Source organism: Pseudomonas aestuarii (assembly GCF_027988105.1).
In the GTDB taxonomy this organism is placed as follows: domain Bacteria; phylum Pseudomonadota; class Gammaproteobacteria; order Pseudomonadales; family Pseudomonadaceae; genus Aquipseudomonas; species Aquipseudomonas aestuarii.
This window is the reverse complement of sequence record NZ_JAQJZJ010000004.1, coordinates 235290-262134: the sequence shown is the minus strand read 5'-3', so window position 1 is coordinate 262134 and position 26845 is coordinate 235290. Positions and strand designations below refer to the sequence as shown.

Below are 26845 nucleotides of genomic sequence, written 5' to 3'. Positions count from 1 at the left end.
CCAATAACCATAATGCGCAGTTAGGGAGAGTTTCGATGAATCGCCGTTACCTGTTCGGCGCCGCCGCGGCGCTGCTCGCCGCGTTCGGCCTGGCCGGCTGCAAGGACGAACAAGCCAGCGTCACCCAGGCCGAGAGTGCGCCGGCGCAGAGCTTCCAGTGGAAGATGGTCACCGCCTGGCCGAAGAACTACCCGGGCCTGGGCACCGCCGCCGAACGCCTGGCCGAGCGGGTCAGCACCATGAGCGCCGGACGCCTGACCATCAAGGTCTATGCCGGTGGCGAACTGGTACCGCCGCTGGAGGTGTTCGACGCGGTCTCGCGCGGCACCGCCGAACTGGGCCATGGCGCCGCCTACTACTGGAAAGGCAAGGTGCCGGCGGCGCAGTTCTTCACCGCCGTGCCCTTCGGTCTGTCCACTGCAGAAATGAACGCCTGGCTCAGCCATGGCGGCGGTCAGGCGCTGTGGGACGAGGCCTATGCCCCTTACGGGGTCAAGCCGGTGGTAGTGGGCAATACCGGCATGCAGATGGGTGGCTGGTACAACAAGGAGATCAACACCCTGGACGACCTCAAGGGCCTGAAGATCCGCATGCCCGGTCTCGGTGGCGAAGTGCTGTCGCGCCTCGGCGCAACCACCGTCAATCTGCCCGGCGGCGAGGTGTTCACCGCCCTGGAGACCCACGCCATCGACGCCACCGATTGGGTCAGCCCCTACAACGACCTGGCCTTCGGCCTGCATAAAGCCGCCAAGTTCTACTACTACCCGGGCTGGCAGGAGCCGCAGGCGGTGCTCGAGCTGCTGATCAACCAGAAGGCCCTCGACAGCCTGCCGGCCGACCTGCAGGCGATCCTCACCGAGGCCGCCCGCGCCGCCAGCCAGGACATGCTCGACGACTACGTCTACCACAACGCCCTGGCCCTGGAGGAACTCAAGCAACAGGGCACCCTGCTCAAGCGCTTCCCCGACGAAGTGCTCGACGCCCTGCAGCGCGAGTCCGAGGTGGTGCTCGGCGAGCTGGCCGCGCAGAGCGAGCTGAACGGACGTATCTGGGCCTCGATGCAGGCCTTCCAGGCCCAGGCCAGCGAGATGCATCGGCTGTCCGAACAGGAACTGTATAACTGGCGCTAAGCCCCTCGGTACCTCGCACAAACGGAGCCTGCTGGCTCCGTTTGTCGTTTGCACCCTGCGCTTTGCGACTCCCGACCCATACTCGATGTCGAGGTGAGTCGATGAAGAAGCCAACCATCAATGCCCCGCAGATTCTCGATGCGGCCCTGCAACTGGCCGATGTCTGTGGCTGGGAGCGCCTGCACCTGTTCGATGTGGCCACCCGACTGGGCGTCGGCCTGGACGCCATCGCCGCCCACTATCGTGACAAGGACCAGCTGGTCGAGGCCTGGTTCGACCGCGCCGACCGGGCCCTGCTGACGCGCGCCAAGGCCACCGACCTGGCTGGCCTGGAACCAGCGCAACGCCTGGAAGAACTGCTGGTGGCCTGGCTCGACTGCCTGGCGAGCCACCGCGCGGTGACCGGGCAGATGCTGTTGTACAAGCTCGAACCCGCGCATCTGCACCTGCAGGTACTCGGCCTGCTGCGCATCAGCCGCACCGTGCAGTGGTGGCGCGAGGCGGCACAGCGCGAAACCCTGCACCTGCGGCGCATCGCCGAGGAAAGCCTGCTGACCGGCGCCTACCTGCGCAGTTTCATCCACTGGTTGCGCCACCCCGAGGAAGACCCCGCCGAGTTTCGCGCCTTCCTGCGTCGGCAACTGCGCTACGGGCCGCTGCAGATGCTGTTGCGCCGCTAAGTGGCGACGCCGAGGCGATACCGTTGAGCGAAAAGCAAAAGCCCGAAACACTCTATGACTAGCCTTCCACGCGGCTGGCGGGCAAGATGCCGCGCATAGTTCCAGCCACCAAGAGACAGCTAAACATGCAGCGTTTCCTCAGCATCGCCCTGGCCATGTGCCTGAGTTTGGGTCTTACCATGAGTTTCGACGCCGAAGCCAAGCGGTTTGGCGGCGCTAAATCCTTCGGCTCCGCGCCGAGCCACCAGACTCGCCAGACCACCTCGCCAACCTCGACCGCTACCACGCCGACCGCCGGTCGTCAGCCGGCAGCGGCCAGTGGCGCCTCGCGCTGGCTCGGCCCATTGGCCGGTCTCGCTGCCGGCGGTCTGCTCGCCTCGATGTTCATGGGTGACGGCTTCGAAGGCCTGCAGATCATGGACATGCTGATCTTCGGCCTGATCGCCTTCCTGCTGTTCCGCTTCCTCGCCTCCCGGCGCAAGCAGGCCGGCCCGCTAACCGCCAATGGCGCGCCCATGCAGCGTGAAATGCCTGCCCAGGCTGCACCCGCCTCGATCTTCGGTGGCGCCAGCGCTGCCGCGCTCAAGCCGGTGATCAATGCCCCGGCCTGGTTCAACGAGCAAAGCTTCGTCAGCGCCGGCCGCGAGCACTTCCTCAGCCTGCAGCAGCACTGGGACGCCAACGAGATGGACAAGATCGGCGAGTTCGTCACCCCGCAGTTGCTCGAATTCCTCAAGCGCGAGCGCGCCGACCTCGGCGAGGGCTTCCAATCCACCTACGTCGACAACCTCGACGTGCAACTGGATGGCGTCGACGATCTGAGCGACAAGACCGTCGCCACCCTGACCTTCACCGGCGTGGCCAAGACCTCGCGCTTCGACCAGGGCGAAGCCTTCAGCGAAAGCTGGCGCATGGAACGCGAAGCCGGTGACAACCAGCCATGGCTGGTGGCCGGTATCCGCCAGAACTGATCCGCTCGACGCGCCACCCGGACCCCAGGCTCGCCTGGGGTTTTACTGCCCGGCGAATCTCCGCCGCCGCCGTCTTTCAGGGCCGCCTGCCGCCACCCTTCGAGCGCGGTTGACCGACCCGATGCGGCTGGCGGCGGGCGATCGACCGGCGCCAGACGAAGATCGGCGGCACCGGCGGCTTAGCCGGGCTGCGGGCACAGCTCACAGACTTCGGCATGGGGTACCAGCTTGAGAAACTGCTCGGTGCTCATGTGCACCAAGCTCTCGTGATCGCCGGCCTCGAAGTAGATGTCCTGCTGGCGGGTCAGCAGGGGATCGAGGCGCATGCTCATCCCGTAGGGCTCGCTGACCGCCGGCACCGCGCCCAGCTCGCAATCCTTGAACAGGCTGGCGATGGTCGATTCGCTGGTTAGCTCCCAGTGCTCGTCGCCCTTGCTGACCATGCTCATGTCCAGATGCCGGCTGGCCGGCACCACCGCCATCAGGTAGTGCCCCTTGCGATCGTCGAGGATCACCGGCTTGGCCAGACGCTCGGCCGGGATGCTGGCTACCCGCGCCGATTCCAGGCTGCTCGCGGAATGCGGGTGAGGGACGATCTCGAACTGGCACTGCGCGCTTTCCAGACTGCGTTTCAACGTTGCTGCCATATGCATGATCCACCTCCTGCTCGAGCCTGGCGCTCAAGCGGTAATTAAGTGACAGGCTGCTGTGCGAAGTTTAGTTCGCGCCCAGGCTCCTAGCAGCCAATGGATGGAAGGCCACCCGCGGCCGGCGCTTTTTCTGCCCTGAACAGACGGACGGCAAGGGTCGTCAGCAGCCGTAAACAGCAGTGGCGGGACGGGCGGCTTTTCCTCCGCACGCCAGCTACTGTATAAAACCCATCCCTATGCACGAGGTCCTGTTGCCGTGGAAGAAGTCATCGAACAACTGCGTGAACTGAACGAGCCTGTACCGGTGCCGCTGGAACTGCCGGAAGAAGAAGTGCTGGTGGAGATCGAGGAGCAGATCCTGATCAACCTGCCGTTCGAGCTGCGCGAGTTCCTGCTCAAGGTCAGCGACGTGGTCTACGGCCGTCTCGAGCCGGTCACCGCCACCGACCCGCAATCCCACACCTACCTGCCGGAAGTCGCCTCGGTGGCCTGGTCGCTGGGCGTATCGCGTGAGCTGGTGCCGATCTGCGAGGATCGCGGCAACTACTACTGCGTCGAACTGGACGGCACCGTGGTGCTCTGGGAAGGCGAGACCGGCGAGCTGAGCGAAGAAGAAACCTGGGACTCGGTGTGGCACTGGGTACGCGACGTCTGGCTGGAGAGCTGAGCCCGTCCAGGTCGGACCAGGCTGGGATCAACCCTGGCGACTGGCCTCGCCCTGCTCCAGCGCAAGCAGGTTGAGCAGGAACTGACCGAAGAAGCTCAGGTCCTGCTCCGCCGCCGCCCGCGCCGCCTTGCCGTCGCCGGCGCGCAGGGCCCGGAACACATCCTCGTGGAAATCGTTGAGGCGCAGTGACAGGTCGGCCTCGGTGAACAGGCGATTGAAGAAGGGCCCGACCTGCAGCCACAGCGACTCGATCAGGCGCAGCAGCACCGGATTGCCGCAGGCCTGGTACAGGCTCAGGTGAAACTGGCTGTTCTCGCTCAGGTAGGCCTGCACGTCGCGCCGCTCGAGGGCGCTTTCCATGCGCGCGATGCACGCCTGCAACGCCGCCAGCTCGGCCGCACCGATCCGCGCGGCGGCCAGCTCCACCGCCAGGCCCTCCAGGCTGATACGCACCGGCAGCAACTGCTGGTAGCGCTCGCGGGTCATCGCCGGCACCCGTACCGAGCGCTGTGGCTCGCCCTCCAGCGCACCCTCGGCGACCAGCCGCTGCAAGGCGGCGCGCACCGGCATCGGGCTGGTGCCCCACTCGGCCGCCAGATCACGAATCTTCAGCCGCTCGCCGGGCTGGAAACGCCCGGTCAGCAGGGCCGCGCGGATATTCTGGTAGAGCTGCTCCTGCAGGTTATCGGCCATGGGTCAGCGGTTCCCGGGTACTGGTGGGGCGGGCAGTTGGGCCAGGGTCAGTAGGCAGTTGCGCATGCGGTTCTCCAAAGTATTCAACGAAAGCTGAGCGGTTCTGCGAGCAGCAGGCTAGGCGCAGGGGTGCTTGAAATGAGCAGTTAACTGCAAGTCAATGAGCCTTTTCGAGCGCCCCTGCAACACCCCCTGAGCGACGCAGAAACGCTCAGGGGGCCTTGTTTTCGATCAGGCAGTTGCCGCCGTCCACCACCAGCACCTCGCCGGTAATGTAGCTGGCTTCGGGCGAGGCGAGAAAGGCCACGGCAGCGGCGATCTCCACCGGGCGGCCGGCACGGCCAATCGGCGTGTACGCGGCGGCATGGCGCTCCTCGTCGGTGCTCGATCCGGTGGCGATCCAGCCCGGCGCCACGCTGTTGACCGTGATTCCCTGTTTCGCCACCTCCAGCGCCAGGCCCATGCTCAGCCCGAGCATGCCGGCCTTGGCCGCGCTGTAGGCGGCCTCGCCGGGGTTGCTGCCGCGGGTGCCGGTGGTCGAGCTGATGTTGACGATGCGTCCGTAGCCGCGCGCCTGCATGCCCGGCAACAGGGCGCGGGTGAGCAGGAAGGCGCTGGTCAGGTTGCGCGCGAGGGACAGGTTCCAGGTCGCCAGGTCCATCGCCGCCACCTCGGCGAAGGGCTCCGGGCTGCCCTGCATGGCCATGCCGGCATTGTTGACCAGAATGTCGACCCGGCCGAACTGGGCCTGTGCCCAGCTCGCCAACTCGGCGACCTGCGCTTCGTCGGTGAGGTCGCCAGCCCGCGCGCGGGCATCTATACCTTCAGCTTGCAACTCGCGCGCACGCTGCTCGATGCGTGCACTGCTGGCGGTGAGCAGAACGCGCACCCCTTCGCGGCCCAGGCGCCTGGCGATCGCCAGGCCGATGCCGCTGTCGCTACCGGCCCCACTGACCAGCGCCACCTGGTCCTGCCAGATCGAATGCCTCTTCATCGTCACTCCTGTGATCACAAATTTGGGGAAATACTAGCAGATATTGCCTTAATGGCGACCCATTGACTTATTTGTGATCACAAAACAGAATGTGCAGAAATTCGAACGAGGTGTTCAACATGACTGCCAGCGGCATCAGCCCATCCGCCGTAGCAACCTTCGCCGCCGACGAGCGGATACGCTTCCTGCAACGCAACCCCAAGTCCGTGGCCCTGGCCGAGCGAGCGCGCCAGTCGCTGTTCGGCGGCGTGCCGATGCACTGGATGGCCGACTGGTCGACCCCGGTGCCGCTGTTCGTCGAGCGGGCCAAGGGCGCGCGCTTCCATGACGTCGACGGCCACGCCTACATCGACTTCTGCCTGGGCGACACCGGCAGCATGTTCGGCCACTCGCCGGATCCGATCGCCAAGGCCATCGCCGAGCAGGCCAACAACGGCCTGACCACCATGCTCCCGGGCGAGGACGCGGTGGTCTGCGGCGAACTGCTGGCCGCACGCTTCGGTCTGCCGTTCTGGCAGGTCACCGCCACCGCCACCGACTCCAACCGCTATGTGCTGCGCTGGGCGCGCGCCCTTACCCAGCGCAAGACCCTGCTGGTGTTCGACGGCTGCTACCACGGCACCGTGGATGATGTGATGGTGCGCAGCCGCGACGGCGCCACCGCGCACCGCTCCGGCCTGATCGGCCAGGCCTACGACCTGACCCAGTACAGCCGTGCCATCCCGTTCAACGACGTCGCCGCCCTGGAGGCCGCGCTGGCCCAGGGCGACGTCTGCGCCCTGCTGTGCGAGCCGGCGATGACCAACATCGGCATGGTCCTGCCCGAGCCGGGCTTCATGCAGCAGTGCCGCGAGCTGACCCGTAAATATGGCAGCCTGCTGATCATCGACGAGACCCACACCATCTCCACCGATATCGGTGGCTGTACCCGGCTGTGGGACCTCGATCCGGACTTCTTCGTGGTCGGCAAGCCGATCGCCGGCGGCGTGCCCTGCGGCATCTTCGGCTGCAGCGCGGCCATGGCCGACGCCATGCAGCGCGTCCGCCAGCAGGCCAGCGCGGACAGCCATGGCCACGGTCACAGCGGCATGGGCACCACATTGTCGGCCAACGCCCTGGCCATGCACTGCATGCGCGCCAACCTGGAACAGGTGATGACCCCGGCCGCCTACGCCCACATGCTGCCGCTGGCGGGGCGCCTGGCCGACGGCTTCCGCCGCCTGATCGGCAAGCACGAGCTCAAGTGGTCGGTGACCGAACTGGGCGCGCGCAGCGAGTTCCAGTTCTGCCCGGTGTCGCCGAAGACCGGCGCCGAGGCCGAAGCGGCCTTCCACGACGAGCTGCAGATGGCCCTGCACCTGTACCTGATCAACCGCGGCATCCTGATCACGCCGTTCCACAACATGACCCTGTGCTGCCCGAACACCACGGCGGAGGATGTGGACAAACTGATCGCCATGCTCGACCAGGCCATCACCGAGCTGCTGGCCATTCCCGGCGCCCGCGAGTAACCCGTAGGGTGGATCGGGGCGCGTAGCTGACGCTCTTCTCATCCACCGACCACCTAGCCCTGGTGGATGGATATAGCGCCATCCACCCTACGCGAGAACGACCATGCAATTCGCCAATCCCCAAGAAGCCCGTGACTTCCTCGCCCAGCACCCCGAGGTGCGCCTGATCGAGCTGATGCTGATCGACGCCAACGGCATCCCGCGCGGCAAGCTGCTGCACCGCGACGAACTGCTGGCAATCTTTGAGAACGGCCGCCCGCTGCCCAGCTCCATTCTCTCGCTGACCATCCAGGGCGAGGACGTCGAGGCCAGCGGCCTGGTCTGGGAAGTCGCCGATGCCGACTGCTGGACCTACCCGCTGCCCGGCAGTCTGACGCTGCAACCCTGGCGCGCCCAGCCCACCGGCCAGGTGCAGGTGAGCATGCACCCGACCCAGGGCCTGCCCGCCGCCCCGGCCGACCCGCGGCATGTGCTGGTGCGCGCCATCGACCGGCTCAAGGCCGACGGCTACCACCCGGTGATGGCGGTGGAGCTGGAGTTCTACCTGCTGGACCAGCAGCGCGACGCCAACGGCCGCCCGCAGCCGGCCGTGCAGATGAACGGCGTGCGCCCACAGGCGCCGCAGGTCTACGGCGTGCTGGAGCTGGAACAACAGCAAGCCTTCCTCGACGACCTCTACGCCGCCTGCGAGGCCCAGGGCCTGCCGGTGCGCACGGCGATCTCCGAGTACGCCCCGGGCCAGCTGGAGCTGACCCTGGAGCACCGCTTCGACGCCCTGCAAGCGGTCGACGAGGGCGTGCGCTACAAGCGCCTGGTCAAGGGCGTGGCGGGCAAGCACGGGCTGCAGGCCTGCTTCATGGCCAAGCCGTTCGGCGACCAAGCCGGCAGCGGCCTGCACCTGCACGTCAGCCTGGCCGACGAGCAGGGCAACAACCTGATGGCCTCGGAAGATCCGCAGGGCACCCCGCTGCTCAGGCACGCCATCGGCGGCATGATGGCCACGCTTGACGATGCGCTGGCGATCTTCTGCCCCAACGCCAACTCCTACCGGCGCTTCCAGGCCAACAGCTACGCGCCGCTAGCCAAGAGTTGGGGGGTGAACAACCGCACCGTGTCCTTCCGCGTCCCGGGTGGCCCGGCCAACAGCCGCCACATCGAGCACCGCATCTGCGGCGCCGACGCCAACCCCTACCTGGCGGCGGCGGCGATCCTCGCCGGCATCCACCATGGCATCCAGCATCAGCTCGACCCGGGCCAGGCCATCGTCGGCAACGGCTACGAGCAGGCGCGCGAGACCCTGCCGACCGACTGGCTGACCGCCCTGCGCGCCCTGGAAAATTCCAGCTGGGCCAGGCAAGCGCTGGGCGAGGACTTCCTCAAGGTGTTCCTGGCGATCAAATGGACCGAGTTCCGCCAGTTCATGGGCGAAGTCGGCGAGCAGGACTGGCGCTGGTACCTGAGCCACGCCTGAGGCAACCTTCAGCCTTACCTACACTGATTGAACCAGCCACGAGGAGCACCATCATGAGCACGCCCGTCATCCTGATCACCGGGGCCGCTGGCGGCCTCGGCCGCGCCATCGCCAAGCGCTTTTCCCAGAGCCGCTGGCGGGTGACCGCCACCGATGTCGACAAGGCCGGCCTGCACGCGCTGAACACCTTGGTGCCGCTGGACTTCAGCGCCACCGCCGACCTGCGCAGCGCCAGCAACTGCCAGGAGCTGATCGCCGAGACCCTGGTCGCCACCGGCCGCCTGGACGCGGTTATCAACGCCGCCGGGGTATGGCGCGAGGGACCGGTGGAGACCTTCAGCGAGGATGACTTCGACCAGGTGCTCGGGGTCAACCTCAAGGCCGCCTTCTACATGAGCCAGGCCGCCATCCCTCACCTCAAGGAAAGCCGCGGCTGCATCGTCAATATCGCCAGCGACGCCGGGCGCCAGGCCTATCGCGGCTCGGCGGCCTACTGTGCGAGCAAGGCGGCACTGGTGATGCTGAGCAAGACCCTGTCCCTGGAATTGGCCGAGCACGGCGTGCGGGTCAACGCGGTGTCGCCCGGAGACATCGCCACGCCGATGCTCGACTACCAGGCCGAACGCTACGGCAAGGGCAACCCCAATGCCTACAAGCGCGAGCTGCTGAGCCTTTACCCACAGGGCCGCCAGGCACGCTTCCTGCGCCCCGAGGAAGTCGCCGAGCTGGTCTGGTACCTGTGCCAGCCCGAGGCCGAGGCCATCACCGGCGCCGACCTGGCGATCGACTTCGGCCTGTCGGCCGGCAAGTAGCCAAGGCCTCACATGCCGCTGGCGAAGGCCGGCGCGATGGCCGTGCGCAGCGGGCGCATGGCCTGCGCGTACTGCACCAGCACGCCGAGGGTCCAGTCGGCGCGGGTGCGGATGCGCGCATCGGCTTCATCGACCGCCGTCTCGCCATTGAGCAGCGTCTCGACCTGGCGCCCGATCAGCTGCTCGGGCGGGTAGCACAGCCGGCAGTTCTTGTAGCTGGAGGTGCGCAGTTCGCTCAGCGGGTAGGCGCCGCCGCTGCCGGCCGAGACGCCGACCAGCAGCCCAGGCTTGTGCCCCAGTTCGCGGCGGCCGGCGTAGACGAAGAAGTTCTTCAGCGCCGGGCTGGCCATGCCGTGCCACTCGGGGCTGACCAGCACCACTCCATCCGCCTGAGTCGTTATGATAGGGAGGCCCCGCGATGCCCGTAGCCGCCCACCTCAACTACAAGAGTGCCCCCATGGAAGCCGGAAATGCCCAACTGACGATGACCGTGTTGATGACCCCGGATATGGCCAATTTCTCCGGCAATGTCCACGGCGGCACCCTGCTCAAGTACCTAGACGAGGTCGCCTTCGCCTGCGCCAGCCGCTATGCCGGCTGCTACGTGGTGACCCTGTCGGTGGACCAGGTGACCTTCCGCGAGCCGATCCACGTCGGCGAGCTGGTGACCTTCCTCGCCTCGGTCAATTACACCGGGCGCAGCTCGATGGAAATCGGCATCAAGGTGATCACCGAGAACATCCGCCAGCGCTCGGTGCGCCACACCAACAGCTGCTTCTTCACCATGGTTGCGGTCGATGACGGCGGCAAGCCGATAGCGGTACAGGTGCGTCAGCCGCAGACCTCCGAAGAACAGCGGCGCTTCAAACAGGGTCAGCAGCGCCGGGCGATTCGCCAGGAGCTGGAGCAGCGCTACCGCGACCTCAAGCACGACGCTTGAGTGCACGGGCAAGACAGCCCGCAGCGAGACTGGCAGAATGGCGTAACGCTCCTTCACTCACTCCGCGATCCGACCAAGCCCGCCTGGAACCCGCAATGCTGACCCTCGGTAATATTTTCGTTCTGATGCTACTGGCCACGGCCGGCGCCTGGCTCTGGCACGCCCACGGTTTGCGCGAGCGCGCCCTGGAGCAGGTCAAACAGCACTGCGCGAGAGCCGATGTCGAGCTGCTCGACGGCAATGTCGCCCTGCGCAAGATCACCCTGCTGGCCGATACCCGCGGGCGCAAGCGTCTGGCCCGGGTGTATGGCTTCGAGTTCACCGTCACCGGCGAACAACGGCATGTCGGCAGCATTGTCATGTTCGGCCAGCAGGTCGGACGCATCGAGCTGGCGCCCCATCCGTTCAGGAAACCACCGGCAGAAAGCCCTCAGGTCATTGAACTCAATGCCTGGCGGCGCGAACATCAGCCGCCCGAGGACTGAATCGCGGCTGCCACGGGTTCCGGTCACCGCGCCAAAGCCCTCTGCAGAGCTGCTTGCAGCTGGCCTCAGGCATAGTGCGGCAAGCAGAAATCGCGCACCCTGATAGCCGCGTCCTCGGGTTGTTCCTGCATAAAGCAGTGCCCGCCTTCCACAACCTGGGCATGAATGTGCGGGTTGCTGGCGCACCAGCGCGCCACCGACTTGGCAACGAAGGGGTAGCTGCGCTGGCCATACAGCACCTGGGTCGGCGTGACCACCTTGGCCAGCGATGGCCACAGGCGCTTGGGGAAAGAGCCGAAGATATCCGCCTCGCGGCTTGGCCGGCACTTGAGTTCGACGCCACTCTCGGTGTCGCGCAGGGCATGGTTGAGATAGGCCTCGAACGCCGCCTCGTTCCAGTCGCGGAACATCCCCCGGCCATGCAACGCGGCGTAGGCTGCAATCCGGTCGGGCCACTCGCGGCGACGCTTGCGCGCCTTGCTCGCCAGGGTATTGCGCTGGCTCAGACCGACCACGTCGGAGAGCGCCATCACCCCGATCATCGCCGGGGTGAACAGCACCGGATCGAGCAGCACCGCGCGCTTAAACAGCTGCGGCTGCTGGGCCAGCATCAGGCTGGTCAAGACCCCGCCAAAACTGTGGCCGACGGCGTAAACCGGCACCTCGCCGAACTGGCCATGGCCCTGGGCGAAGGCCTCCAGCGCCAGTTCGGCGCTGCGGTTCCAGCCATGGAAACGCCCGCCATGATCGCTGTCGCCATGGCCCTGGACGTCACACAGCCAGAGGTCGAAGTCCTCGGCCAGGCATTCCAGCAACGGCTCGTAGACGCGCCCGCAATAACCGTTACCGTGGAGAAAATGCAGCAGCGGCTTGCCCGAAGGCGGCGATTGCCAGCCGCGCAGGGTGAAACCGGCGGAGCTGGCGTGGGACCAGGGGAGTAGGTGCATATCCTTTATCCATCAGGAAAATCTGCGGAGTCTATCAGGCGCGTACAAGGAGCCGTGTACCGGCGCACCCCGCGTTATTGACTCAGCCCAGTCGGCACTGCTGCAAGCCGTCCTGCAAGGTCGCCACCTCCTGCGCCTCGCTAAAGATCAGCTCCAGGCGTGAGTCCTTGCGCCATTCGCTGGCTTGCCAGTGCAAGGGCTGACCCTCCAGGGCGTTGGCCGAGAGCCAGCCGGCATTGGTCTGCAACACCAGCTTGGCCCGGCGCCAGGGCAAGCCGGCGAGCCAGTGTTGCACCCGCATCAGCTCGAAACGCTGGCTGGGGTGCCAGCGCCAGCCGATGCTCCAGCCTTCGGTTTGCGCCTGAACCTGGCAGATCGGCTCGGCCGGCGTGCGCCAGATCTGCGGCATGGTCGCGACGGCGCCGTGGGGCAGGCCGTCCAGACCGGCACCGGCTGCGGCCCGGGCGGCGAAGCCGGGGAGTTGCGCCAGTGGCAAGGCCGCCTGGGTCGTCCACAGCAGCGGGCGCGTCGGCAGTTGCGCCTGAACCCGCAGCTTCGTCGCATCGTCCAGGTGCTCGGCCTTGTTCAGCAGCAGCAAACCGGCGCTGCTCACGCTGGCCTGCTGGCTGTCGGGCAAGCCGACGCCGGCGGCCAGGGCGGCGGCATCCAGCACCAGCACCGCCGGTTGCACGGCCAACACGCCGGCCCAGGGCGGCTCGCGCAATTGGCGCAACAACTCCAGCGGATGGCCCAGGCCGGACGGCTCGATCAGCAGGCGATCCGGCCTGGCCTTGCGCAACAGCCGGCTCAGGCCGATCTGGAAGGGCACGCCGTTGACGCAGCACAGGCAGCCGCCGGCGACCTCGCCCATGGCAATGCCGTCGGCGTCGCTGGTCAGCAGGGCCGCGTCCAGGCCGATCAGGCCGAACTCGTTGATCAGCACCGCCCAGCGCTCATCCGCCGGGCGCTGCGCCAGCAGTTGGCGGATCAGGCTGGTCTTGCCGGCGCCCAGGGGGCCGGCGATCAGGTGGGTGGGTATATTGGTCAGCATGGGCCTATGGTGCGTTGGTACGAGCGCCAAGGGAAGGGACCCCGGTGCGCTGCTGGTGCTGGTTGAGCGGACGGTGTCCGCGGGCGCCGCCCCCGCAGACGCGAAAAAAGCGGCATGCTAGAGTCGCCGGCATATTCGCTGTGGGGGTAAATCGATGCGTATTGCTCTGCTACTGGGGATGCTCGCCCTATCTGGACTGGCCTGGGGCGAAGCCTGCGTGATTCACAGTCAGGCCGAACGTCTGGACGTCAAGATCTGCCAGCAGAACCGCAGCATTCCAGCGAACCTGTTTCGCAGCGGTTTCTGCCAACCACAATTGAAAGGTCAGAAGGTCGAAGTCGCCTTCGTCGAGCAATGCCCGATCGGCGCCTACGGCGTCTGTCGCAACGCCCGGGTCGGCGGCATGCCCTACCAGCAGGACATTCATTACTACGGCGTGGCCAGCGACGCCGCCTACCTCAAGCCGTTCTGCGAACGGCAGAGCAAAGGCGTGTGGATGGCGCGCTGACCGAGCCGCGCCCTGGGGCTCCTACAACAGCCCGCGCATGCCGCAATCACTCAGCCCAGCCAGTCCAGGGTCAGCAACAAACGCCGCTCGCCGGCTGGCGGTTGCGGCGAGCGGTGGATCAGCCCGCCGCCCTCGTTGCCGATCCATTTCTCGCCCTTGGCCAGCAGCACATGGCCGGCCGCGGCGCGTTCGATCCGGGCCTCGTCCACGGGCTCGGCGGCCGGGTCGCCGAGGCGACGCCGCGCCATCACGCCCTCGCGCAGCCACTGGCTGCCGACCCCGGCATAGCTGGTGATCAGGCGCAGCGGCACATGGTCGACGTGAAAGCGCGGGCACATGGCCTTGTCCAGCACGCGCAGGCGCAGGCCGATGCGTTTGGCGTCGAGCAGACAGGCGAAGGCAGCGACCAGCCAGGCGACATCGGCGATAAAGGCCGCGTGGCCGGGTAACGCGCCATAGCCCTGGAGCAGGTCGCCAAGATCCACCGGGCTCTCCGAGTGCGCCAACTCCAGCACCCTGGACTCTGCCAACGGCTCGCCTCGGGCCAGTAACGCCGTGGCGAACGCGCCGATCGCTGGCGGCAGTCGACGTTGCCAGAGGGCCAGGTTGACCTCATCACGCAACACCTCGCCGAGCACCTCGATCTGCCCGCCGGCGACCTGCTGCAACGGTTGCCGCATTATTGGCGCAAGCATCAGGCCGCCACCTCCTCGACCCAGGGGCCGAAGGGATCTGGCAGCGCCCGCCAGGCATCCACGCCCAGGGCCATTTCCGCGTCATCCAGCAGGCAGGCATCCAGCTCGGCGGTCAGCTGGGTAAAGTCGATGTTCTGGCCGATGAACACCAGCTCCTGGCGGCAGTCGCCGACCTCGGCGCTCCAGTGCTGCATGATCGCCTGCAGGCCTTCGGCATCGCTCGGCCACTGGCTTTTCGGCACGAAACGCCACCAGCGCCCGGCAAACCCATGGCGCATCAGGCCGCCGGCCTGGGACCAGCTGCCGGCTTCCTGGTACTTGCTGGCCAGCCAGAAGAAGCCCTTGGAGCGCAGCAGGCGGCCATTGCTCCATTCGCGGTTGATGAAATTGAAGAAACGCTCGGGGTGCAACGGCCGCCGCGCCCGGTAGGCGCTGGAGGCGATGCCGTATTCCTCGGTCTCGGGGATGTGCTCACCGCGCAGCTCCTTGAGCCAGCCCGGCGCCTGGGCGGCACGCTCGAAGTCGAAGCGCCCGGTATCGAGGATCTTGTTCAGGGGCACCGCGCCCATGGCCATCGGCAGGATCTCGGCGTGGGTGTTGAGGCCGCGCAGCATGGCGATCAGCTCCTCGCGCTCATGGCTGCCGATCAGATCGATCTTGCTCACCAGCAGCACGTCGGCGAACTCCACCTGCTCGATCAGCAGATCGGTGATCGAGCGCTCGTCCTCTTCGCCGAGGGTCTCGCCACGGCTGGCCAGGCTCTCGGCCTCGTGGAAATCGCGCAGGAAGTTGACCCCGTCGACCACCGTGACCAGGGTATCGAGGCGGGTCAGATCGGCCAGGCTCTGGCCCTGCTCGTCACGGAAGGTGAAGGTTTCCGCCACCGGCAAGGGCTCGGAGATACCGGTGGATTCGATCAGCAGGTAGTCGAAGCGACCGTCCCGGGCCAGGCGGCCGACCTCTTCCAGCAGGTCCTCGCGCAGGGTGCAGCAGATGCAGCCGTTGCTCATCTCGATGAGTTTCTCTTCGGCGCGGTTGAGGCTGACATCGCGCTGGACCTCGCTGCCATCGATATTGATCTCGCTCATGTCGTTGACGATCACCGCGACCTTGAGGCCCTCGCGGTTCTTCAGGATGTAGTTGAGCAGGGTGCTCTTGCCGGCACCGAGAAAGCCCGATAGCACGGTCACGGGTAGTCGTTCAGTCATTGCGGGGGTCTCCATCATTGATCACGGTCGCGCAGGTGTATTTCCCGCTGTTCCTGGCGTTCCTTGGCTTCGACGCACAGGCTGGCGGTGGGCCGCAGCAGCAGGCGCTTGAGGCCGATGGCCTCGCCGGTTTCGCGGCACCAGCCGTATTCGCCGCGGGCCAGGTGAGCCAGGGCTTGGTCGAGCTTGTCGAGCAGTTTCCTTTCCCGCTCGAGCTGGCGCAGCTGCCACTGCCGCTGTTCTTCGGCGCTGCCGATATCGGCCGGGTCGCTGCTGGTTTCGCGCTCGCGCAGGGTCTCCAACGCCTCGGCAATGCGCGCCTGCAGTTCGCCGCGCTGGCTCAGCAGCAAGGCGCGGAAGAATTGCTGCTGGGCGTCGCTCATGTAGTCATCGGCCGGCTGGGCGAGCAGCTCGGCTTCGGTAAGCAGGGTCAAGGTCATGATTCGAATTCACTGGCGTGGCGCTTTGATTGTTATAACATAACATTTATCGCCTCAGTCACACCCTGGATTTCTGATGAACGCCCTGACTCTGCCGGATATCGCCTCCCAAGCGACTCACTACCCACAAACCCTGGACTGGGTCGGCATGGGCGAAATCGCCCTGCCGCTGCTGTTTGCCGGGCAACGGGTCAACGCCCGTGCCGATGCCGGGGTCAGCCTGGATGACGGCGGCGCGCGCGGCATCCATATGTCGCGCCTGTACCTGGCCCTGCGGGTCCTGGAGACAGACAACCTCAGCCCGCCGCTGTTGCGCCAGCTGCTGGGCGAGTTTCTCGATAGCCATCGCGGCCTGTCGCGACAAGCCCATATCAGCCTGCGCGGCGAGGCCTTGCTCAGCCGACCGGCCCTGGTCAGCCCGCTATCGGGCTGGAAGGCCTATCCCTTCGAAGTGCGTGCACGCCAGGATTCATGGGGGTTCCACGTGGAACTGCAGGTGCAGCTCGACTATTCCTCGACCTGCCCCTGCTCCGCCGCCCTGGCCCGCCAACTGATCCAGCAGCGCTTTCTCGAGGACTTCGCCAAGCAGCCCCTCGACCATCAGCAACTGCTGACCTGGCTCGGCTCGACCCAGGGCATTCTCGCCACGCCGCATAGCCAGCGCAGCACCGCCACCCTGCAGGTGCGCCTGAGCCCGCTGGCCGATGAACTGCCCCTGCTCGAGCTGATCGACCGCGCCGAGCAGGCCCTCGGCACCGCGGTGCAAACTGCGGTCAAGCGCGCCGACGAGCAGGCCTTCGCCCTGGCCAACGGGCAGAACCTGATGTTCTGCGAAGACGCCGCGCGCCGCCTGCACCGCGCCCTGTTGCTGCAGCCCGAGCTGCGCGCCTTCCACCTGCGGGTGGTCCACGCGGAAAGCCTGCACGCCCACGATGCGGTGGCCGAGAGCAGCTGGAACTGGCGCCCGGCATGATCCGCTGCCAGCAACTGCAAGGGGCGCTGAACTGCTTGCCAGGCTGACCGGCGAACCTAACCCGGAGCCAGGGGCGCGCCGTCTGTGGCATCAATCAGCAATACGACTCCGCACAGCTTCTGCACAATTGGCTTACCAGCCCATATCGTCGTTTTTACGGCTTTGCGGGACACCTTCAGCTATTTACAACGGTGACAATCTGTTTGAGGCTGTGAGCCGCACCCTCAGCAGCGATGCCTCACCGCCTATGCCCCGTCATCCAGCCATCACTTTGCGCGATTACCACGCCCGGGATCTGCAGGCGTTGGTCGAGCTGCTCGGTGCCGCTGTGCATCGGCTCGGCGCCGCTGACTATGACCAGGCGCAGCGCCGGGCCTGGGCGCCGGCGCACGCGGACATGCCCGCCTGGCAGACTCGCCTGGCGGCCCTGGAGCTGCTGATCGCCGAAGATAACCGGCAACTCGCCGGTTTTATCGGCTTTACCCGCGATGGCCATATCGACCTGCTGTTCACCGCCCCGCAGCATGCCCGCCAAGGCGTAGCCACGGCGCTGTATGCCGCCGCGCAAACGCGCATACACGCTGCGGGGGCAACGTCGGTCTTTACCGAGGCCAGCCTGACGGCGCGGCCATTCTTTGCCAGGCAGGGCTTTTCTGTGGAACAGGCACAGACGGTGGTGCGCGGCACTGTTACCTTGCAGCGCTTCGCCATGCGCAAGCCGCTGCGCCCTGAAATACAAGGAACCCCGCAATAGCCATGACTCATCTGACCTGGATAGGACTTGCGCTGGTACTGCTGGCAGTCGCGGGTTTGGCCTACTGGAACTGGCGCAGTAACCGTCAACTCAGGCAACTGGATCAGCGTGTCCGCCGACAAAGCGAATTGCTCGAGCAAATCGACAAAGTGCTGGAAAACCCGTACCTCAGCGAAGACGAGCAACGCGCTCAAAGCGAGGCTCTGCTAGCCAAGCTGCGGGAAAGCAGCAAGCCCTGAGCGGCCAGGGCGCAGCCCGCGAGCGCAAGCCTGAAAAAAAACCCGCTGGTTGGTCCGGCCCTCGGCAGGGCATGGGCGCAGCGCCTCTATACCTTAAGAGATATGGTCAAAGGCCGAGGTCGCGTGGCAGTGTGGCTGATCGCACCGCTCATTTTTTCGTACGGATGGACTGTCATGGATATTGCCGAATTCGCCGACCTGCTGACTGCCGCCAAGGCCCAGCCGGAACCGCAACGCTTGCTGTTGGTGTTCGTCTGCGCCGAGCTGCCGGAAGATGCAACCGAAGAGGAACGCCAGCGCCACGCCGAGAACCAGGGCGGTTCGCTCAAGCCGGTGCTGTGCGTCGACAAGCTGCCGGACGAGCTGGTGGATTTTGCCGGGTTGCTGGCCGAGTCCAACCGCACCGGGGTGGCCTGGGACCTGGTGTTCGCCGCCGGCCTGGCCGGGCGCGCAGGCCTGGTGCCGAGCAGCGACGAGGCCGAACAACCGCTGAAGATGATGGTCGGGGCCATCGAAGCCGGCAGCATCGGCAACTTCGTCGCCTTCGACCGTGAGGGCCATGCAGTCAACTTCTACTAGGCACCTGTCACCGTACTAGTGCGCAAGTTGCAACAAGCAAGTCGCAGCGACTTAGTGCCAAGGTTCCCTGGCTCGCTGCGCGCCCCCATGTGAACGTCCCTGGACTGGTAAACCACCACAGGGAGCTCCGGGTGAAAGACGCAGAATTGTGCCGCTGGCTGCTGGAAGTGAACGAGCCCTGGGAGGTCAGCCGGGTCCGGGTCGATACCCACAGCCGCGAGGTGCATGCCTACCTGAGCACTGGCAAGACCTGGTTCGGTCGCTACCTTGGCGAGCAGCCTCGTTCACGCTGGCGGCATGTCAATATCGGCGCCTACAAGACCTACATCCACGCCAGCCTGCCAGAGCAGGACGAGCAGGCGCCGCAAGCCTTCCTCGGTAGAAGCGCCAGCGACTTTACCCATGGCCTGGCCCGGCGGGTGATCCAGTGCCTGCAGGATGGCCTGCGCTATCGCCAGGTCTGCGCCTTGCTGGATATCGACATTCACCTGGCCTGGCAGATCAAGCACGCGATCGAGTCCGGTCAATTGGCCACGGCGGACACCGACCTGCGGGCGCGCCTGCAGTTGGACGACTCGGCGGGGCAAACCGGCAGCTCGATCCCGGCCAGCGACGACCGCATATGGCTGCGCCTGCTGGCAATGGATTGTCCGTTCGAGATCCGCCTGCTCAGCCTGAAACTGCTGCTGGCCCGCGCCCGCCAGGACTTTGCCAGGGCGCATGACCCGGATATGCAGATCCTCAGGATCAATGAACTGCGGCGCTTCTTCATCAAGCATGAAAAGCATCTGCAGCACGAGATCGCCCAGCTGAACAACGACCGCCAGCCGGTCACGGAGGGCGATCAGCCATGAACAACGGCACAGCGACAAGCGCCCTGCTGGACCTGCGCCAGGCCAGCGCCTTGATCGAACGCGGCGAAACCCTGGCCATCGCCGGCCACCTCGACTGCCTGACGGCGCTGCCCAGGGGCAACTGGATCGGCGGTACCACCCCCTACTTCATGGCCAGCGAGGGTGGCACCTGTCGGCTCGACCGGGTGTTCGTTCAGCCCTTCGGCCAGCGGGCCGGCGAGATCGCCTGCTATGACCGTGAGCGGCTGCCGCACATGCTCGAAGACGCCCCGGAAGATGGCTTCAGCATCGTCATCCTGCCGGCCGGCAGTGCAGTGCTCGAGGACTATGCCCGCGCAGCCCCCAATTACCCCGACATGTACATCAAGCCGATTGCCGGCTGGGTCGCCGGCGTGCACCTGGATCAGCTGGGCAGTGCGCAGGCCCAGGTGGTCGATGGGCGCAGCGGTCGCTGCTTCGCCGACCAGGCCATCGTCCTGCACATCCCCCTGCCGCCGCACCAGACGGCGGTGGTGCATGCGGTGAACCTGTTCAAGCCTGGCGCAGGACCGACACTGCGTTTCGACGAGACCGGCTTTGCCGCCCGCGACTGCCTGATCGATGGCGTGCGCGGCAGCTTGCTCGAACTGATCCGCGCGCGCGGCATCGACACCCGCCTGCCGCTGGTGGCCGACTACTGCGGGGCCATGATCAATGTCAGCATCCAGGCGCTGGACTCAGAGCCGGGCCTGGTGTCCTTCTACGCGCCGGTGTTCGCCGGAGTCGACTACCGCTTCGCCGACGCGGTCGAGGACTACAGCGCGCGCTTCCTGCAGGCCATGCCCAGCGACGGCGGCCCCATCCTGTTCGGCTGCAACTGCATCCTCAACTACCTCTATTCGCAGTTGCAGGGGCGCCAGACGGCGCGACTCATCGGCCCCATCACCTTCGGCGAAGTCGCCTACCAGCTGCTCAACCAGACGGCGGTCTACCTGACGCTCGAGCCAAGCTGAACCAGCGACCTCGATTTGCCGGATCGCGACCCGGCAGCGAAACAGTCGCGCAGCCGCTGCAGGACACGTTAAGGTAAGTGAGGGCCGGCCATTCGCCCCAGCGGTGTGACGAGTCGGTAGTCATGATCAACGCAGCGCGTCAGACCGAGCTTGGGCCAGCCCGGGTTCGGTCGTCGTCCGCCCACTCTCAAGAGACCCGCATGCAGATCGAGCTGATCGAAATCCGCGACCACCTGCAACGCTTCCCACCCTTCGATGGGCTACCCGACGATACCCTCGACGAGATCGCCCGCCAGGTCGAAGTCGGCTACTTCAAGGCCGGCAGCGATATTCTGAGCTTCGGGGCGGAGATCCACGCCCTGCACTACATACGCAGCGGCGCGGTGGAAATCTACCGGCGCACCGGGGCGCTCTACAATCGCCTGACCGAGGGCGATGTCTTCGGCCAGTTTGGCCTGCTGCGCGGGCATAAGGTACGTCTGCCGGCCCGGGCCATTGAAGACAGCCTGATCTATTTCATTCCCGGCCACCTGTTCGAGCAACTCTGCGAGGCCCATGACTTCTTCGCCGACTTCGTCGAGGCCGAAGGCCAGTCGCGTCTGCAGTCGGCGGTGGAAAGCCAGGGCAACGCCAGCGAACTGATGAAGATCAAGGTACGCAAGCTGGTCTCGCGGCGCACCGTCAGCGTGCCCCTGGGCACCACGGTGCAGCAGGCCGCGCGGGTGATGACCGAGCACAGCGTGTCTTCCCTGGTGATCCTAGGGCCGCCCCCGGGCCAGGTGATGGCCGGCATCACCACCGATCGCGACCTGCGCACCCGGGTACTCGCCGAAGGCCTGGCCCTGGACACCCCGGTCGATCGGGTGATGTCACCCAATCCGATCACCATCAACGCCGACGACTCGGTGTTCGAGGCGATGCTGTGCATGCTCCGCCACAATATTCATCACCTGCCGGTGGTGTACCGCCAGCGCACGGTCGGGGTGATCAACCTCTCGGACATCATCAAATACGAGTCGCAGAGCAGCCTGTACCTGGTCAACAACATCTTCAACAAGCAGTCGGTGGCCGAACTGCAGGCTCTGGTGCCGGATCTGCGCGCCACCTTCCTGCGCATGGTCAACGACGAGGCCACCGCGCACATGATCGGCAGCGCCATGTCGGGCATCGGCCGTAGCCTGACTCAGCGCCTGCTGGAGTTGGCCGAGCAAGAACTCGGCCCGCCGCCGGTGCCCTACTGCTTCATGGCGCTGGGCTCCATGGCCCGCGACGAGCAGCTGATCGTCACCGACCAGGACAACGCCCTGGTCCTAGACAACCGCTTCGATCCGCGCATCCACGACGACTACTTCCTGAAACTGGCGACCTTCGTCAGCGATGGCCTGGCGGCCTGTGGCTACAGCTATTGCAAGGGCGGGATCATGGCCACCACCCCCCAGTGGCGCCAACCGCTAAGGGTGTGGAAGGGCTACTTCAACCAGTGGATTGAACGGCCTAACCCGGAAACCCTACTCAACAGCTGCATCTTCTTCGACCTCGACAGCGTCTACGGCGAGGCCGAGCTGGTCGAGAGCCTCAAGGATCTGCTGGCGCAGAAGGCCAGCCAGAACCCGCTGTTTCTTGCCAGCCTGGCGCGCAATGCCCTCAACCGCACCCCGCCACTGGGATTTTTCCGCACCTTCGTGATGGAAAAGGATGGCCAACAGAACAACATCATCAACCTCAAGGGTCGCGGCACGGCGCCCCTTACCGACCTGATCCGCGTGCATGCCCTGGCGGCCGGCTCCAAGGCGCAGAATTCCCTGGATCGCCTGGACGCCATCGCCAGCACCCAGCTGATGCCCCAGGAAGCCATCACCAAGCTGCGCTACGCCCTGGAGTTTCTCTCCATCGTGCGCATCCGCCATCAGGCCATGGACCTCGAGGCCGGCCGCAAGCCGGACAACTACATCGAGCCGGAAAAGGTCTCCGCCAGCGAGCGCTACAACCTCAAGGAAGCCTTCCAGGTACTCAGCAATGCGCAGAAATACCTGCGCTTTCGCTACCCAACGGGCGGCTCGCAGTGAAGCGGCCCGCTGCCCGCGCAAGGCCGGTAGACTGGCAGAGCATCTTCCTCCAGCTCGCAAAAACGGCCACGGATCCGCGCCTGGCGGCCTTCTATCAGGCCGGCGTGGTAGCCGCCGATACCCCGCTGGAGCAGGTGCCGCTGGTGGCGCTGGACGTGGAAACCACCGGTCTGGATTGCGGCCGCCACTCGATCGTCAGCCTCGGCCTGGTGCCCTTCAACCTCGCGCGCATCCGCTGCGCTGAGGCGCAGTACTGGGTGGTCAAGCCGGTTTCCGAGCTGAGCAGCGAGTCGGTCACCTTCCATCACATCACCCACAGCGACATCCGCCACGCCCCCAGGCTGACGACTATTCTCGGCGAATTGCTGACGGCCATGGCCGGCAAGGTAATGGTGGTGCATTACCGCACGATCGAACGCGGTTTTCTCGACCAGGCGGTACGTCAGCATCTGGGCGAGGCGCTGCACTTCCCGGTGATCGACACCATGGAACTGGAGGCCCGCTTGCACCGCAGCCAGCGCCAGCCGGGTTGGCTCGACCGTCTGTTCGGCCGTCAGCAGACTTCCATCCGCTTGGCCGACAGTCGCCTGCGTTATGGCCTGCCGCTGTACCAGGCGCACCACGCCCTGACCGATGCCCTGGCCACGGCGGAGCTGCTGCAAGCGCAGGTAGCCACCCGCTACTCGCCGACCACCCCGGTCGGCGAGTTGTGGAGCTGAGTGGATTGCGGCGCGCTAGATTTTTGCCAGTAACCACTAACGGATCACGCAGCGTTCTTCTGGGAGGGGCTTTAGCCGCGATGCTTTTAGCATGGGTTGAGCGCAGCGATAGCCATCACCCTGAGCGGTCGCCAGTCATTGCGCCGCGTTGACTGACCCTTGATGCTGCACACCCGAGGGGCGCAATCCATATCATCCCTCACGCTGTAATGCCGCACCCAGATAGCCGCGCCAGCAGCCCATCAACCCGGTTAAGAACTCGCGGCTAAAGCCCCTCCCACAAGGATTGCGGCGCTGACTCAAACAACCCGGCCCTGCATACCGCCGACAAAAAAACGCGCCCGAAGGCGCGTTCTGGTATTGCCCGACAACAGCGGTCAGCGCGGCTCGCTCATCAAGCCTTTGACGATGGACACGCAGCCCACCAGCAGGACCATGGTGAAGGGGAGTCCCGTGGACACCGCCATCGCCTGCAGGGCGACCAAGCCGCCGCCCAGCAGCAGGGCAATGGCGACCACGCCTTCCATGATGGCCCAGAAGGCCCGCTGCGGAATCGGCGCATTGACCTTGCCGCCAGCGGTGATGGTATCGATCACCAGCGAACCCGAGTCCGACGAGGTGACGAAGAACACGATCACCAGGATGATGCCGATGAAGGAGCTGATCTCGGCCAACGGCAACTGCTCGAGCATGACGAACAGCTTCAGCTCCAGCGCGGCATCCTGCACCCCGGTGAAGCCATCGTTGACCAACTGACCGATGCCGGTACCGCCAAAGGCGGTCATCCACAGCACCGAGGCCAGGGAAGGCACCAGCAGCACCGCGACCAGGAACTCGCGCACCGTGCGACCGCGGCTGACCCGTGCGATGAACATGCCGACGAAGGGCGACCAGCTGATCCACCAGGCCCAGTAGAAGGCGGTCCAGCCCTGGCTGAAGTTGGCGTCTTCGCGACCGAAGGGGTTGGACAGCTCGGGCAGATAGGTCAGGTAGCTACCCAGATTGCTGAAGAAGCCAGTCATGATCGCCAGGGTCGGCCCCACCACTATGATGAACACCAGCAATAGCAGCGCCAGCACCATGTTGATTTCGGACAGGCGTTTGACCCCCTTGTCCAGGCCAGCCATTACCGACATCAAGGCAATCGCGGTGATCCCGATGATCAGCAGCACCTTGCTGGTATCGGTCGCGGTTATGCCGAACAGGTGATCGAGACCGGCTGCCGCCTGCTCGGCGCCGAAGCCCAGCGAGGTGGCCAGGCCGAACAGGGTGGCAAATACCGCAAGGATATCGATCAGATGGCCCGGCCAGCCCCATACCCGCTCACCCAAGAGTGGATAGAAGATCGAGCGCATGCTCAGCGGCAGGCCCTTGTTGAAGGAGAACAATGCCAGCGCCAGCGCCACAATCGCGTAGACGGCCCACGGGTGCAGGCCCCAGTGGAAGATGGTGGCAGCCATGGCCAGGCTGGCGGCTTCCGACGCATTGCCGGCAGCAGCGCCCAGCGGCGCCCAGTCGGTGCGCAGACCGTCCTCGCCGATACTGACTCCACCCATCGCCGTGGAGAAGTGCGACATCGGCTCGGCCACGCCGTAGAACATCAGGCCGATACCCATACCGGCAGCGAACAGCATGGAGAACCAGCCGGTATAGGAATAGTCCGGCGTCGCCTCTTTGCCGCCCAGGCGCACCCTGCCCAACGGCGTAATGATCAAGCCCAGACACAGCAGCACGAAGATGTTCGCCGAACCCAGGAAGAACCAGGCCAGGTTACTGGTTAACCAGTTGCGAACAGCCGTGAACAGCGGCTCGACCTCGCTCTGCAGGGCCAGGGTCAGGACCACGAACAGCACGATGCACAGCGCGGAAATGCTGAAGACCTTGCCATGGATATCCAGGTTGACCAGAAACCTGCCCTTGATGTTGTCTTGGCCGACGACATAATCGGTGTCGATCAGGGTGGAGGCTCCACTCGGAGCCGGGATGCCACCTTCTATTTCCGCTTCTGGCTGTGGCGTCGTGTTATTCGCTGGGGGTTTTTCCATGTGGAGTTCTCCTTGGGGCAATTAACTCGCAGGCAAGCACAAGAAGGACGGATTCGCCCCACTTACAACTCATCGCGACCGAAATATTTTTTTCGGTTGCGATAAGGGTAACAGGCAAACCCCATACTTGCCGGCCACGGGCCGTCATTCGCAGGCCAAAAACCGTCACTCTCTGATATTGCACTCAGTGCACGCCGCCCTGTTGGTGCCACACTGCAGGGAGCAAAAACCCGGCGTCAGCGCACAGGAACCAGCATGCCCCTGGACATCGCGACCCCCAATCTGTTCGCCTACCTGATCGCCGCGATCCACGCCCTCGGCCTGCTCGCGGCCGTGCATGCGGTGCTGACCGTGCGCACCGCCCAGGGCGCCCTGGCTTGGGCGATGTCGCTGTTCTTCATGCCCTACCTGACCCTGGTGCCCTACCTGGTGTTTGGTCGCAGTCGCTTCGATGCCTATATCAAGGCGCGCCGCCTTGCCGACAAGCAGATGCACCAGGCCATGGCCGCGCTGAACTGGCGACCGTGGGTCGACGAAGCCCTGAGCGCCAGCGCATCCCCGGCCTCCCGGCTACTGCGCGCCCTGCCCCGACTGGGCCGGATGCCCTGCCTGGCGAACAACCAGGTGCAGCTGCTGATCGATGGCGAGGCGGCCTTCGCCGCGATCTTTGCGGCCCTGGGTAGCGCACGCAAAGTGATCCTGCTGCAGTTCTTCATCCTCCGCGACGACCCGCTCGGCCGGCGCCTGCAAGACCTGCTGCTGGAGCGCGCGGCCGCCGGTGTGCAGGTTTTCGTGCTCTACGACGGTGTCGGCAGCCACGCCCTGCCGCGTCATTACAGCGACAAAATGCGCGCCGGCGGCATCCGGATCCACCCCTTCACCACCGGCGGCGGGCTGCTCAGCCGCTTCCAGCTGAACTTTCGCAACCATCGCAAGATCGTCGTGGTCGATGGCGAATGTGGCTTTCTCGGTGGGCTCAATGTCGGCGTCGAATACCTCGGGCACAAGCCGCCGCTGGCGCCCTGGCGCGATACCCATGTCGAAGTGCGCGGGCCGGTGGTCGCCTGCCTGCAGGAGTCCTTCGCCGAAGACTGGTTCTGGGCCACTCGCCAGTTGCCGCCGCTGCTGCTGCCCGAGGCCTACCCGAGTAAGGGCATGCTCTGCCAGCTGATCGCCAGCGGCCCGGCCGACCCGCAGGAAACCTGCGCGCTGCTGTTCGTCGAGGCGATTCACAGCGCCCGCGAGCGGGTCTGGATCACCAGCCCCTACTTCATCCCCGACGAGGCGCTGTTCACCGCCTTGCGCCTGGCCGTGCTGCGCGGCGTCGAGGTGCGCATCCTGCTGCCGGCACGGCCCGACCACCGGGTGGTCTATGCCGCCTCCAGCCTGTATGCCTTCGAGGCCTTGCGCGCCGGGATCCGGGTGTTCCGCTACTTGCCGGGCTTTTTGCACCAGAAGGTCATGCTGATCGATCGGGAAGTCGCCAGCGTCGGCAGTGCCAATCTGGACAATCGCTCGTTCCGCCTGAACTTCGAGATCACCCTGCTGACCTTCCACCCCGGCTTTGCCGCCGAGGTCGAACAGATGCTCGATCAGGACTTCGCCCGCTCGCGCGAACTGCTCGCCAGCGACTACAAGAACCTGCGGCGCCTGCAGCAACTGGCCATGCGCGTGGCGCGGCTGATCTCGCCGATCCTCTAGCAGCCAGCTGGCGGCGCGGCGCCCGATGATCTGCTGGTTTCAGCCTGACCTGGGGGTCTGCCAGGGAATA

Annotated in this window: 28 protein-coding genes and 1 pseudogene; 19 read left to right on the top strand and 10 right to left on the bottom strand. The window is 65.7% G+C overall.

Annotation, left to right across the window (positions count from 1 at the left end):
* The first annotated feature begins 35 nt into the window (after positions 1 to 35).
* The 3 genes from PH586_RS10765 to PH586_RS10755 all read left to right on the top strand — a co-directional run bounded on the left by PH586_RS10765 (position 36) and on the right by PH586_RS10755 (position 2781).
* Positions 36 to 1130 carry a TRAP transporter substrate-binding protein gene (locus PH586_RS10765; protein WP_271347759.1) on the top strand — a complete coding sequence of 365 codons (1095 nt, stop codon included), beginning with the start codon at positions 36 to 38 and terminating at the stop codon, positions 1128 to 1130.
* A 101-nt stretch (positions 1131 to 1231) separates the two neighbouring features.
* A complete protein-coding gene (locus PH586_RS10760) occupies positions 1232 to 1810 on the top strand; it encodes a TetR/AcrR family transcriptional regulator (protein WP_271347758.1) in 579 nt (192 codons plus the stop codon).
* Between the two features lie 125 nt (positions 1811 to 1935).
* The gene (locus tag PH586_RS10755) at positions 1936 to 2781 is read left to right on the top strand and encodes a Tim44 domain-containing protein (RefSeq protein WP_271347757.1); all 846 of its coding nucleotides are present in this window, start codon (positions 1936 to 1938) and stop codon (positions 2779 to 2781) included.
* A gap of 179 nt (positions 2782 to 2960) precedes the next feature.
* On the opposite strand, the gene PH586_RS10750 is transcribed toward PH586_RS10755, so the two are convergent.
* A complete protein-coding gene (locus PH586_RS10750) occupies positions 2961 to 3434 on the bottom strand; it encodes an aminoacyl-tRNA deacylase (RefSeq protein WP_271347756.1) in 474 nt (157 codons plus the stop codon).
* A 253-nt stretch (positions 3435 to 3687) separates the two neighbouring features.
* Here PH586_RS10750 and PH586_RS10745 point away from each other — a divergent pair, with 253 nt between their 5' ends.
* Positions 3688 to 4098: an SMI1/KNR4 family protein gene (locus PH586_RS10745; protein ID WP_271347755.1), complete on the top strand. Its 411-nt coding sequence runs from the start codon at positions 3688 to 3690 to the stop codon at positions 4096 to 4098.
* Positions 4099 to 4125: 27 nt separating this feature from the next.
* On the opposite strand, the gene PH586_RS10740 is transcribed toward PH586_RS10745, so the two are convergent.
* Together PH586_RS10740 and PH586_RS10735 are read right to left on the bottom strand one after the other, a co-directional pair.
* Complete coding sequence (locus PH586_RS10740) at positions 4126 to 4791, bottom strand: GntR family transcriptional regulator (protein ID WP_271347754.1); 666 nt, start codon at positions 4789 to 4791, stop codon at positions 4126 to 4128.
* A 211-nt stretch (positions 4792 to 5002) separates the two neighbouring features.
* A complete protein-coding gene (locus tag PH586_RS10735; protein WP_271347753.1) occupies positions 5003 to 5785 on the bottom strand; it encodes an SDR family NAD(P)-dependent oxidoreductase in 783 nt (260 codons plus the stop codon).
* 119 nt (positions 5786 to 5904) lie between these two features.
* On the opposite strand from PH586_RS10735, the gene PH586_RS10730 reads away from it, so the two are divergent.
* The 3 genes from PH586_RS10730 to PH586_RS10720 all read left to right on the top strand — a co-directional run bounded on the left by PH586_RS10730 (position 5905) and on the right by PH586_RS10720 (position 9579).
* On the top strand, positions 5905 to 7296 hold the full coding sequence (locus PH586_RS10730; RefSeq protein ID WP_271347752.1) for an aspartate aminotransferase family protein: 1392 nt from the start codon (positions 5905 to 5907) through the stop codon (positions 7294 to 7296).
* 103 nt (positions 7297 to 7399) lie between these two features.
* The gene (locus PH586_RS10725; RefSeq protein ID WP_271347751.1) at positions 7400 to 8767 is read left to right on the top strand and encodes a glutamine synthetase family protein; all 1368 of its coding nucleotides are present in this window, start codon (positions 7400 to 7402) and stop codon (positions 8765 to 8767) included.
* A gap of 53 nt (positions 8768 to 8820) precedes the next feature.
* Positions 8821 to 9579, top strand: a complete 759-nt coding sequence (locus PH586_RS10720) for an SDR family NAD(P)-dependent oxidoreductase (RefSeq protein ID WP_271347750.1) — start codon at positions 8821 to 8823, stop codon at positions 9577 to 9579.
* A gap of 8 nt (positions 9580 to 9587) precedes the next feature.
* Here the strand turns inward: PH586_RS10720 and PH586_RS10715 are convergent.
* Positions 9588 to 9968: pseudogene (locus PH586_RS10715) on the bottom strand (NADPH-dependent FMN reductase); the annotation flags it as partial.
* A gap of 68 nt (positions 9969 to 10036) precedes the next feature.
* Here PH586_RS10715 and PH586_RS10710 point away from each other — a divergent pair.
* Positions 10037 to 10519, top strand: a complete 483-nt coding sequence (locus PH586_RS10710) for an acyl-CoA thioesterase (protein ID WP_271347962.1) — start codon at positions 10037 to 10039, stop codon at positions 10517 to 10519.
* A gap of 95 nt (positions 10520 to 10614) precedes the next feature.
* Entirely contained in the window at positions 10615 to 11004 is a 390-nt protein-coding gene (locus PH586_RS10705; RefSeq protein ID WP_271347749.1) for a DUF3301 domain-containing protein, read from the top strand.
* Positions 11005 to 11069: 65 nt separating this feature from the next.
* Here PH586_RS10705 and PH586_RS10700 read toward each other — a convergent pair whose 3' ends face one another.
* Both PH586_RS10700 and PH586_RS10695 read right to left on the bottom strand, forming a co-directional pair.
* Positions 11070 to 11951, bottom strand: coding sequence for an alpha/beta fold hydrolase (locus PH586_RS10700; RefSeq protein WP_271347748.1), 882 nt, complete (start codon positions 11949 to 11951; stop codon positions 11070 to 11072).
* Positions 11952 to 12033: 82 nt separating this feature from the next.
* Complete coding sequence (locus PH586_RS10695; protein ID WP_271347747.1) at positions 12034 to 13002, bottom strand: CobW family GTP-binding protein; 969 nt, start codon at positions 13000 to 13002, stop codon at positions 12034 to 12036.
* Between the two features lie 154 nt (positions 13003 to 13156).
* Between PH586_RS10695 and PH586_RS10690 the strand changes: the two genes are divergently transcribed.
* Positions 13157 to 13510 (top strand): NADH:ubiquinone oxidoreductase, encoded by a 354-nt coding sequence (locus PH586_RS10690; RefSeq protein WP_271347746.1) that lies wholly within the window; start codon positions 13157 to 13159, stop codon positions 13508 to 13510.
* A 50-nt stretch (positions 13511 to 13560) separates the two neighbouring features.
* On the opposite strand, the gene PH586_RS10685 is transcribed toward PH586_RS10690, so the two are convergent.
* The 3 genes from PH586_RS10685 to dksA are packed head-to-tail and all read right to left on the bottom strand — an operon-like array spanning position 13561 to position 15853.
* Complete coding sequence (locus PH586_RS10685) at positions 13561 to 14205, bottom strand: DUF1826 domain-containing protein (protein ID WP_271347745.1); 645 nt, start codon at positions 14203 to 14205, stop codon at positions 13561 to 13563.
* Positions 14205 to 15413 (bottom strand): zinc metallochaperone GTPase ZigA, encoded by a 1209-nt coding sequence (gene zigA, locus PH586_RS10680; protein ID WP_271347744.1) that lies wholly within the window; start codon positions 15411 to 15413, stop codon positions 14205 to 14207. Before zigA ends, PH586_RS10685 begins: the two co-directional genes overlap by 1 nt.
* 14 nt (positions 15414 to 15427) lie before the next feature.
* Positions 15428 to 15853 (bottom strand): RNA polymerase-binding protein DksA, encoded by a 426-nt coding sequence (gene dksA / locus PH586_RS10675; RefSeq protein ID WP_271347743.1) that lies wholly within the window; start codon positions 15851 to 15853, stop codon positions 15428 to 15430.
* A 76-nt stretch (positions 15854 to 15929) separates the two neighbouring features.
* Here dksA and folE2 point away from each other — a divergent pair, with 76 nt between their 5' ends.
* The 8 genes from folE2 (at position 15930) to PH586_RS10635 (ending at position 23029) form a co-directional block, all read left to right on the top strand.
* The gene (gene folE2 / locus PH586_RS10670) at positions 15930 to 16826 is read left to right on the top strand and encodes a GTP cyclohydrolase FolE2 (protein ID WP_271347742.1); all 897 of its coding nucleotides are present in this window, start codon (positions 15930 to 15932) and stop codon (positions 16824 to 16826) included.
* Between the two features lie 247 nt (positions 16827 to 17073).
* A complete protein-coding gene (locus tag PH586_RS10665) occupies positions 17074 to 17580 on the top strand; it encodes a GNAT family N-acetyltransferase (RefSeq protein ID WP_271347741.1) in 507 nt (168 codons plus the stop codon).
* Between the two features lie 2 nt (positions 17581 to 17582).
* A complete protein-coding gene (locus PH586_RS10660; RefSeq protein WP_271347740.1) occupies positions 17583 to 17819 on the top strand; it encodes a hypothetical protein in 237 nt (78 codons plus the stop codon).
* 174 nt (positions 17820 to 17993) lie between these two features.
* Entirely contained in the window at positions 17994 to 18398 is a 405-nt protein-coding gene (locus PH586_RS10655; protein WP_271347739.1) for a ribonucleotide reductase subunit alpha, read from the top strand.
* Between the two features lie 131 nt (positions 18399 to 18529).
* A complete protein-coding gene (locus PH586_RS10650) occupies positions 18530 to 19252 on the top strand; it encodes a hypothetical protein (protein ID WP_271347738.1) in 723 nt (240 codons plus the stop codon).
* Entirely contained in the window at positions 19249 to 20244 is a 996-nt protein-coding gene (locus PH586_RS10645) for a DUF6976 family protein (RefSeq protein WP_271347737.1), read from the top strand. Before PH586_RS10650 ends, PH586_RS10645 begins: the two co-directional genes overlap by 4 nt.
* Before the next feature lie 200 nt (positions 20245 to 20444).
* Complete coding sequence (locus tag PH586_RS10640) at positions 20445 to 22310, top strand: DUF294 nucleotidyltransferase-like domain-containing protein (RefSeq protein ID WP_271347736.1); 1866 nt, start codon at positions 20445 to 20447, stop codon at positions 22308 to 22310.
* Positions 22307 to 23029: a 3'-5' exonuclease gene (locus PH586_RS10635; RefSeq protein ID WP_271347735.1), complete on the top strand. Its 723-nt coding sequence runs from the start codon at positions 22307 to 22309 to the stop codon at positions 23027 to 23029. Before PH586_RS10640 ends, PH586_RS10635 begins: the two co-directional genes overlap by 4 nt.
* A 377-nt stretch (positions 23030 to 23406) precedes the next feature.
* On the opposite strand, the gene PH586_RS10630 is transcribed toward PH586_RS10635, so the two are convergent.
* Entirely contained in the window at positions 23407 to 25074 is a 1668-nt protein-coding gene (locus PH586_RS10630) for a BCCT family transporter (protein WP_271347734.1), read from the bottom strand.
* A 255-nt stretch (positions 25075 to 25329) separates the two neighbouring features.
* Between PH586_RS10630 and cls the strand changes: the two genes are divergently transcribed.
* Positions 25330 to 26775: a cardiolipin synthase gene (cls, locus tag PH586_RS10625; protein WP_408636826.1), complete on the top strand. Its 1446-nt coding sequence runs from the start codon at positions 25330 to 25332 to the stop codon at positions 26773 to 26775.
* The last annotated feature ends 70 nt before the right edge of the window (positions 26776 to 26845 follow it).

Excerpts from the sequence above, each read along its gene's own strand:
- PH586_RS10765 (WP_271347759.1), top strand. The coding sequence starts at position 36 with ATGAATCGCCGTTACCTGTTCGGCGCCGCCGCGGCGCTGCTCGCCGCG.
- PH586_RS10760 (WP_271347758.1), top strand. The coding sequence starts at position 1,232 with ATGAAGAAGCCAACCATCAATGCCCCGCAGATTCTCGATGCGGCCCTG.
- PH586_RS10755 (WP_271347757.1), top strand. The coding sequence starts at position 1,936 with ATGCAGCGTTTCCTCAGCATCGCCCTGGCCATGTGCCTGAGTTTGGGT.
- PH586_RS10750 (WP_271347756.1), bottom strand. The coding sequence starts at position 3,434 with ATGCATATGGCAGCAACGTTGAAACGCAGTCTGGAAAGCGCGCAGTGC.
- PH586_RS10740 (WP_271347754.1), bottom strand. The coding sequence starts at position 4,791 with ATGGCCGATAACCTGCAGGAGCAGCTCTACCAGAATATCCGCGCGGCC.
- PH586_RS10735 (WP_271347753.1), bottom strand. The coding sequence starts at position 5,785 with ATGAAGAGGCATTCGATCTGGCAGGACCAGGTGGCGCTGGTCAGTGGG.
- PH586_RS10730 (WP_271347752.1), top strand. The coding sequence starts at position 5,905 with ATGACTGCCAGCGGCATCAGCCCATCCGCCGTAGCAACCTTCGCCGCC.
- PH586_RS10725 (WP_271347751.1), top strand. The coding sequence starts at position 7,400 with ATGCAATTCGCCAATCCCCAAGAAGCCCGTGACTTCCTCGCCCAGCAC.
- PH586_RS10720 (WP_271347750.1), top strand. The coding sequence starts at position 8,821 with ATGAGCACGCCCGTCATCCTGATCACCGGGGCCGCTGGCGGCCTCGGC.
- PH586_RS10710 (WP_271347962.1), top strand. The coding sequence starts at position 10,037 with ATGGAAGCCGGAAATGCCCAACTGACGATGACCGTGTTGATGACCCCG.
- PH586_RS10705 (WP_271347749.1), top strand. The coding sequence starts at position 10,615 with ATGCTGACCCTCGGTAATATTTTCGTTCTGATGCTACTGGCCACGGCC.
- PH586_RS10700 (WP_271347748.1), bottom strand. The coding sequence starts at position 11,951 with ATGCACCTACTCCCCTGGTCCCACGCCAGCTCCGCCGGTTTCACCCTG.
- PH586_RS10695 (WP_271347747.1), bottom strand. The coding sequence starts at position 13,002 with ATGCTGACCAATATACCCACCCACCTGATCGCCGGCCCCCTGGGCGCC.
- PH586_RS10690 (WP_271347746.1), top strand. The coding sequence starts at position 13,157 with ATGCGTATTGCTCTGCTACTGGGGATGCTCGCCCTATCTGGACTGGCC.
- PH586_RS10685 (WP_271347745.1), bottom strand. The coding sequence starts at position 14,205 with ATGCTTGCGCCAATAATGCGGCAACCGTTGCAGCAGGTCGCCGGCGGG.
- zigA (WP_271347744.1), bottom strand. The coding sequence starts at position 15,413 with ATGACTGAACGACTACCCGTGACCGTGCTATCGGGCTTTCTCGGTGCC.
- dksA (WP_271347743.1), bottom strand. The coding sequence starts at position 15,853 with ATGACCTTGACCCTGCTTACCGAAGCCGAGCTGCTCGCCCAGCCGGCC.
- folE2 (WP_271347742.1), top strand. The coding sequence starts at position 15,930 with ATGAACGCCCTGACTCTGCCGGATATCGCCTCCCAAGCGACTCACTAC.
- PH586_RS10665 (WP_271347741.1), top strand. The coding sequence starts at position 17,074 with ATGCCCCGTCATCCAGCCATCACTTTGCGCGATTACCACGCCCGGGAT.
- PH586_RS10660 (WP_271347740.1), top strand. The coding sequence starts at position 17,583 with ATGACTCATCTGACCTGGATAGGACTTGCGCTGGTACTGCTGGCAGTC.
- PH586_RS10655 (WP_271347739.1), top strand. The coding sequence starts at position 17,994 with ATGGATATTGCCGAATTCGCCGACCTGCTGACTGCCGCCAAGGCCCAG.
- PH586_RS10645 (WP_271347737.1), top strand. The coding sequence starts at position 19,249 with ATGAACAACGGCACAGCGACAAGCGCCCTGCTGGACCTGCGCCAGGCC.
- PH586_RS10640 (WP_271347736.1), top strand. The coding sequence starts at position 20,445 with ATGCAGATCGAGCTGATCGAAATCCGCGACCACCTGCAACGCTTCCCA.
- PH586_RS10630 (WP_271347734.1), bottom strand. The coding sequence starts at position 25,074 with ATGGAAAAACCCCCAGCGAATAACACGACGCCACAGCCAGAAGCGGAA.
- cls (WP_408636826.1), top strand. The coding sequence starts at position 25,330 with ATGCCCCTGGACATCGCGACCCCCAATCTGTTCGCCTACCTGATCGCC.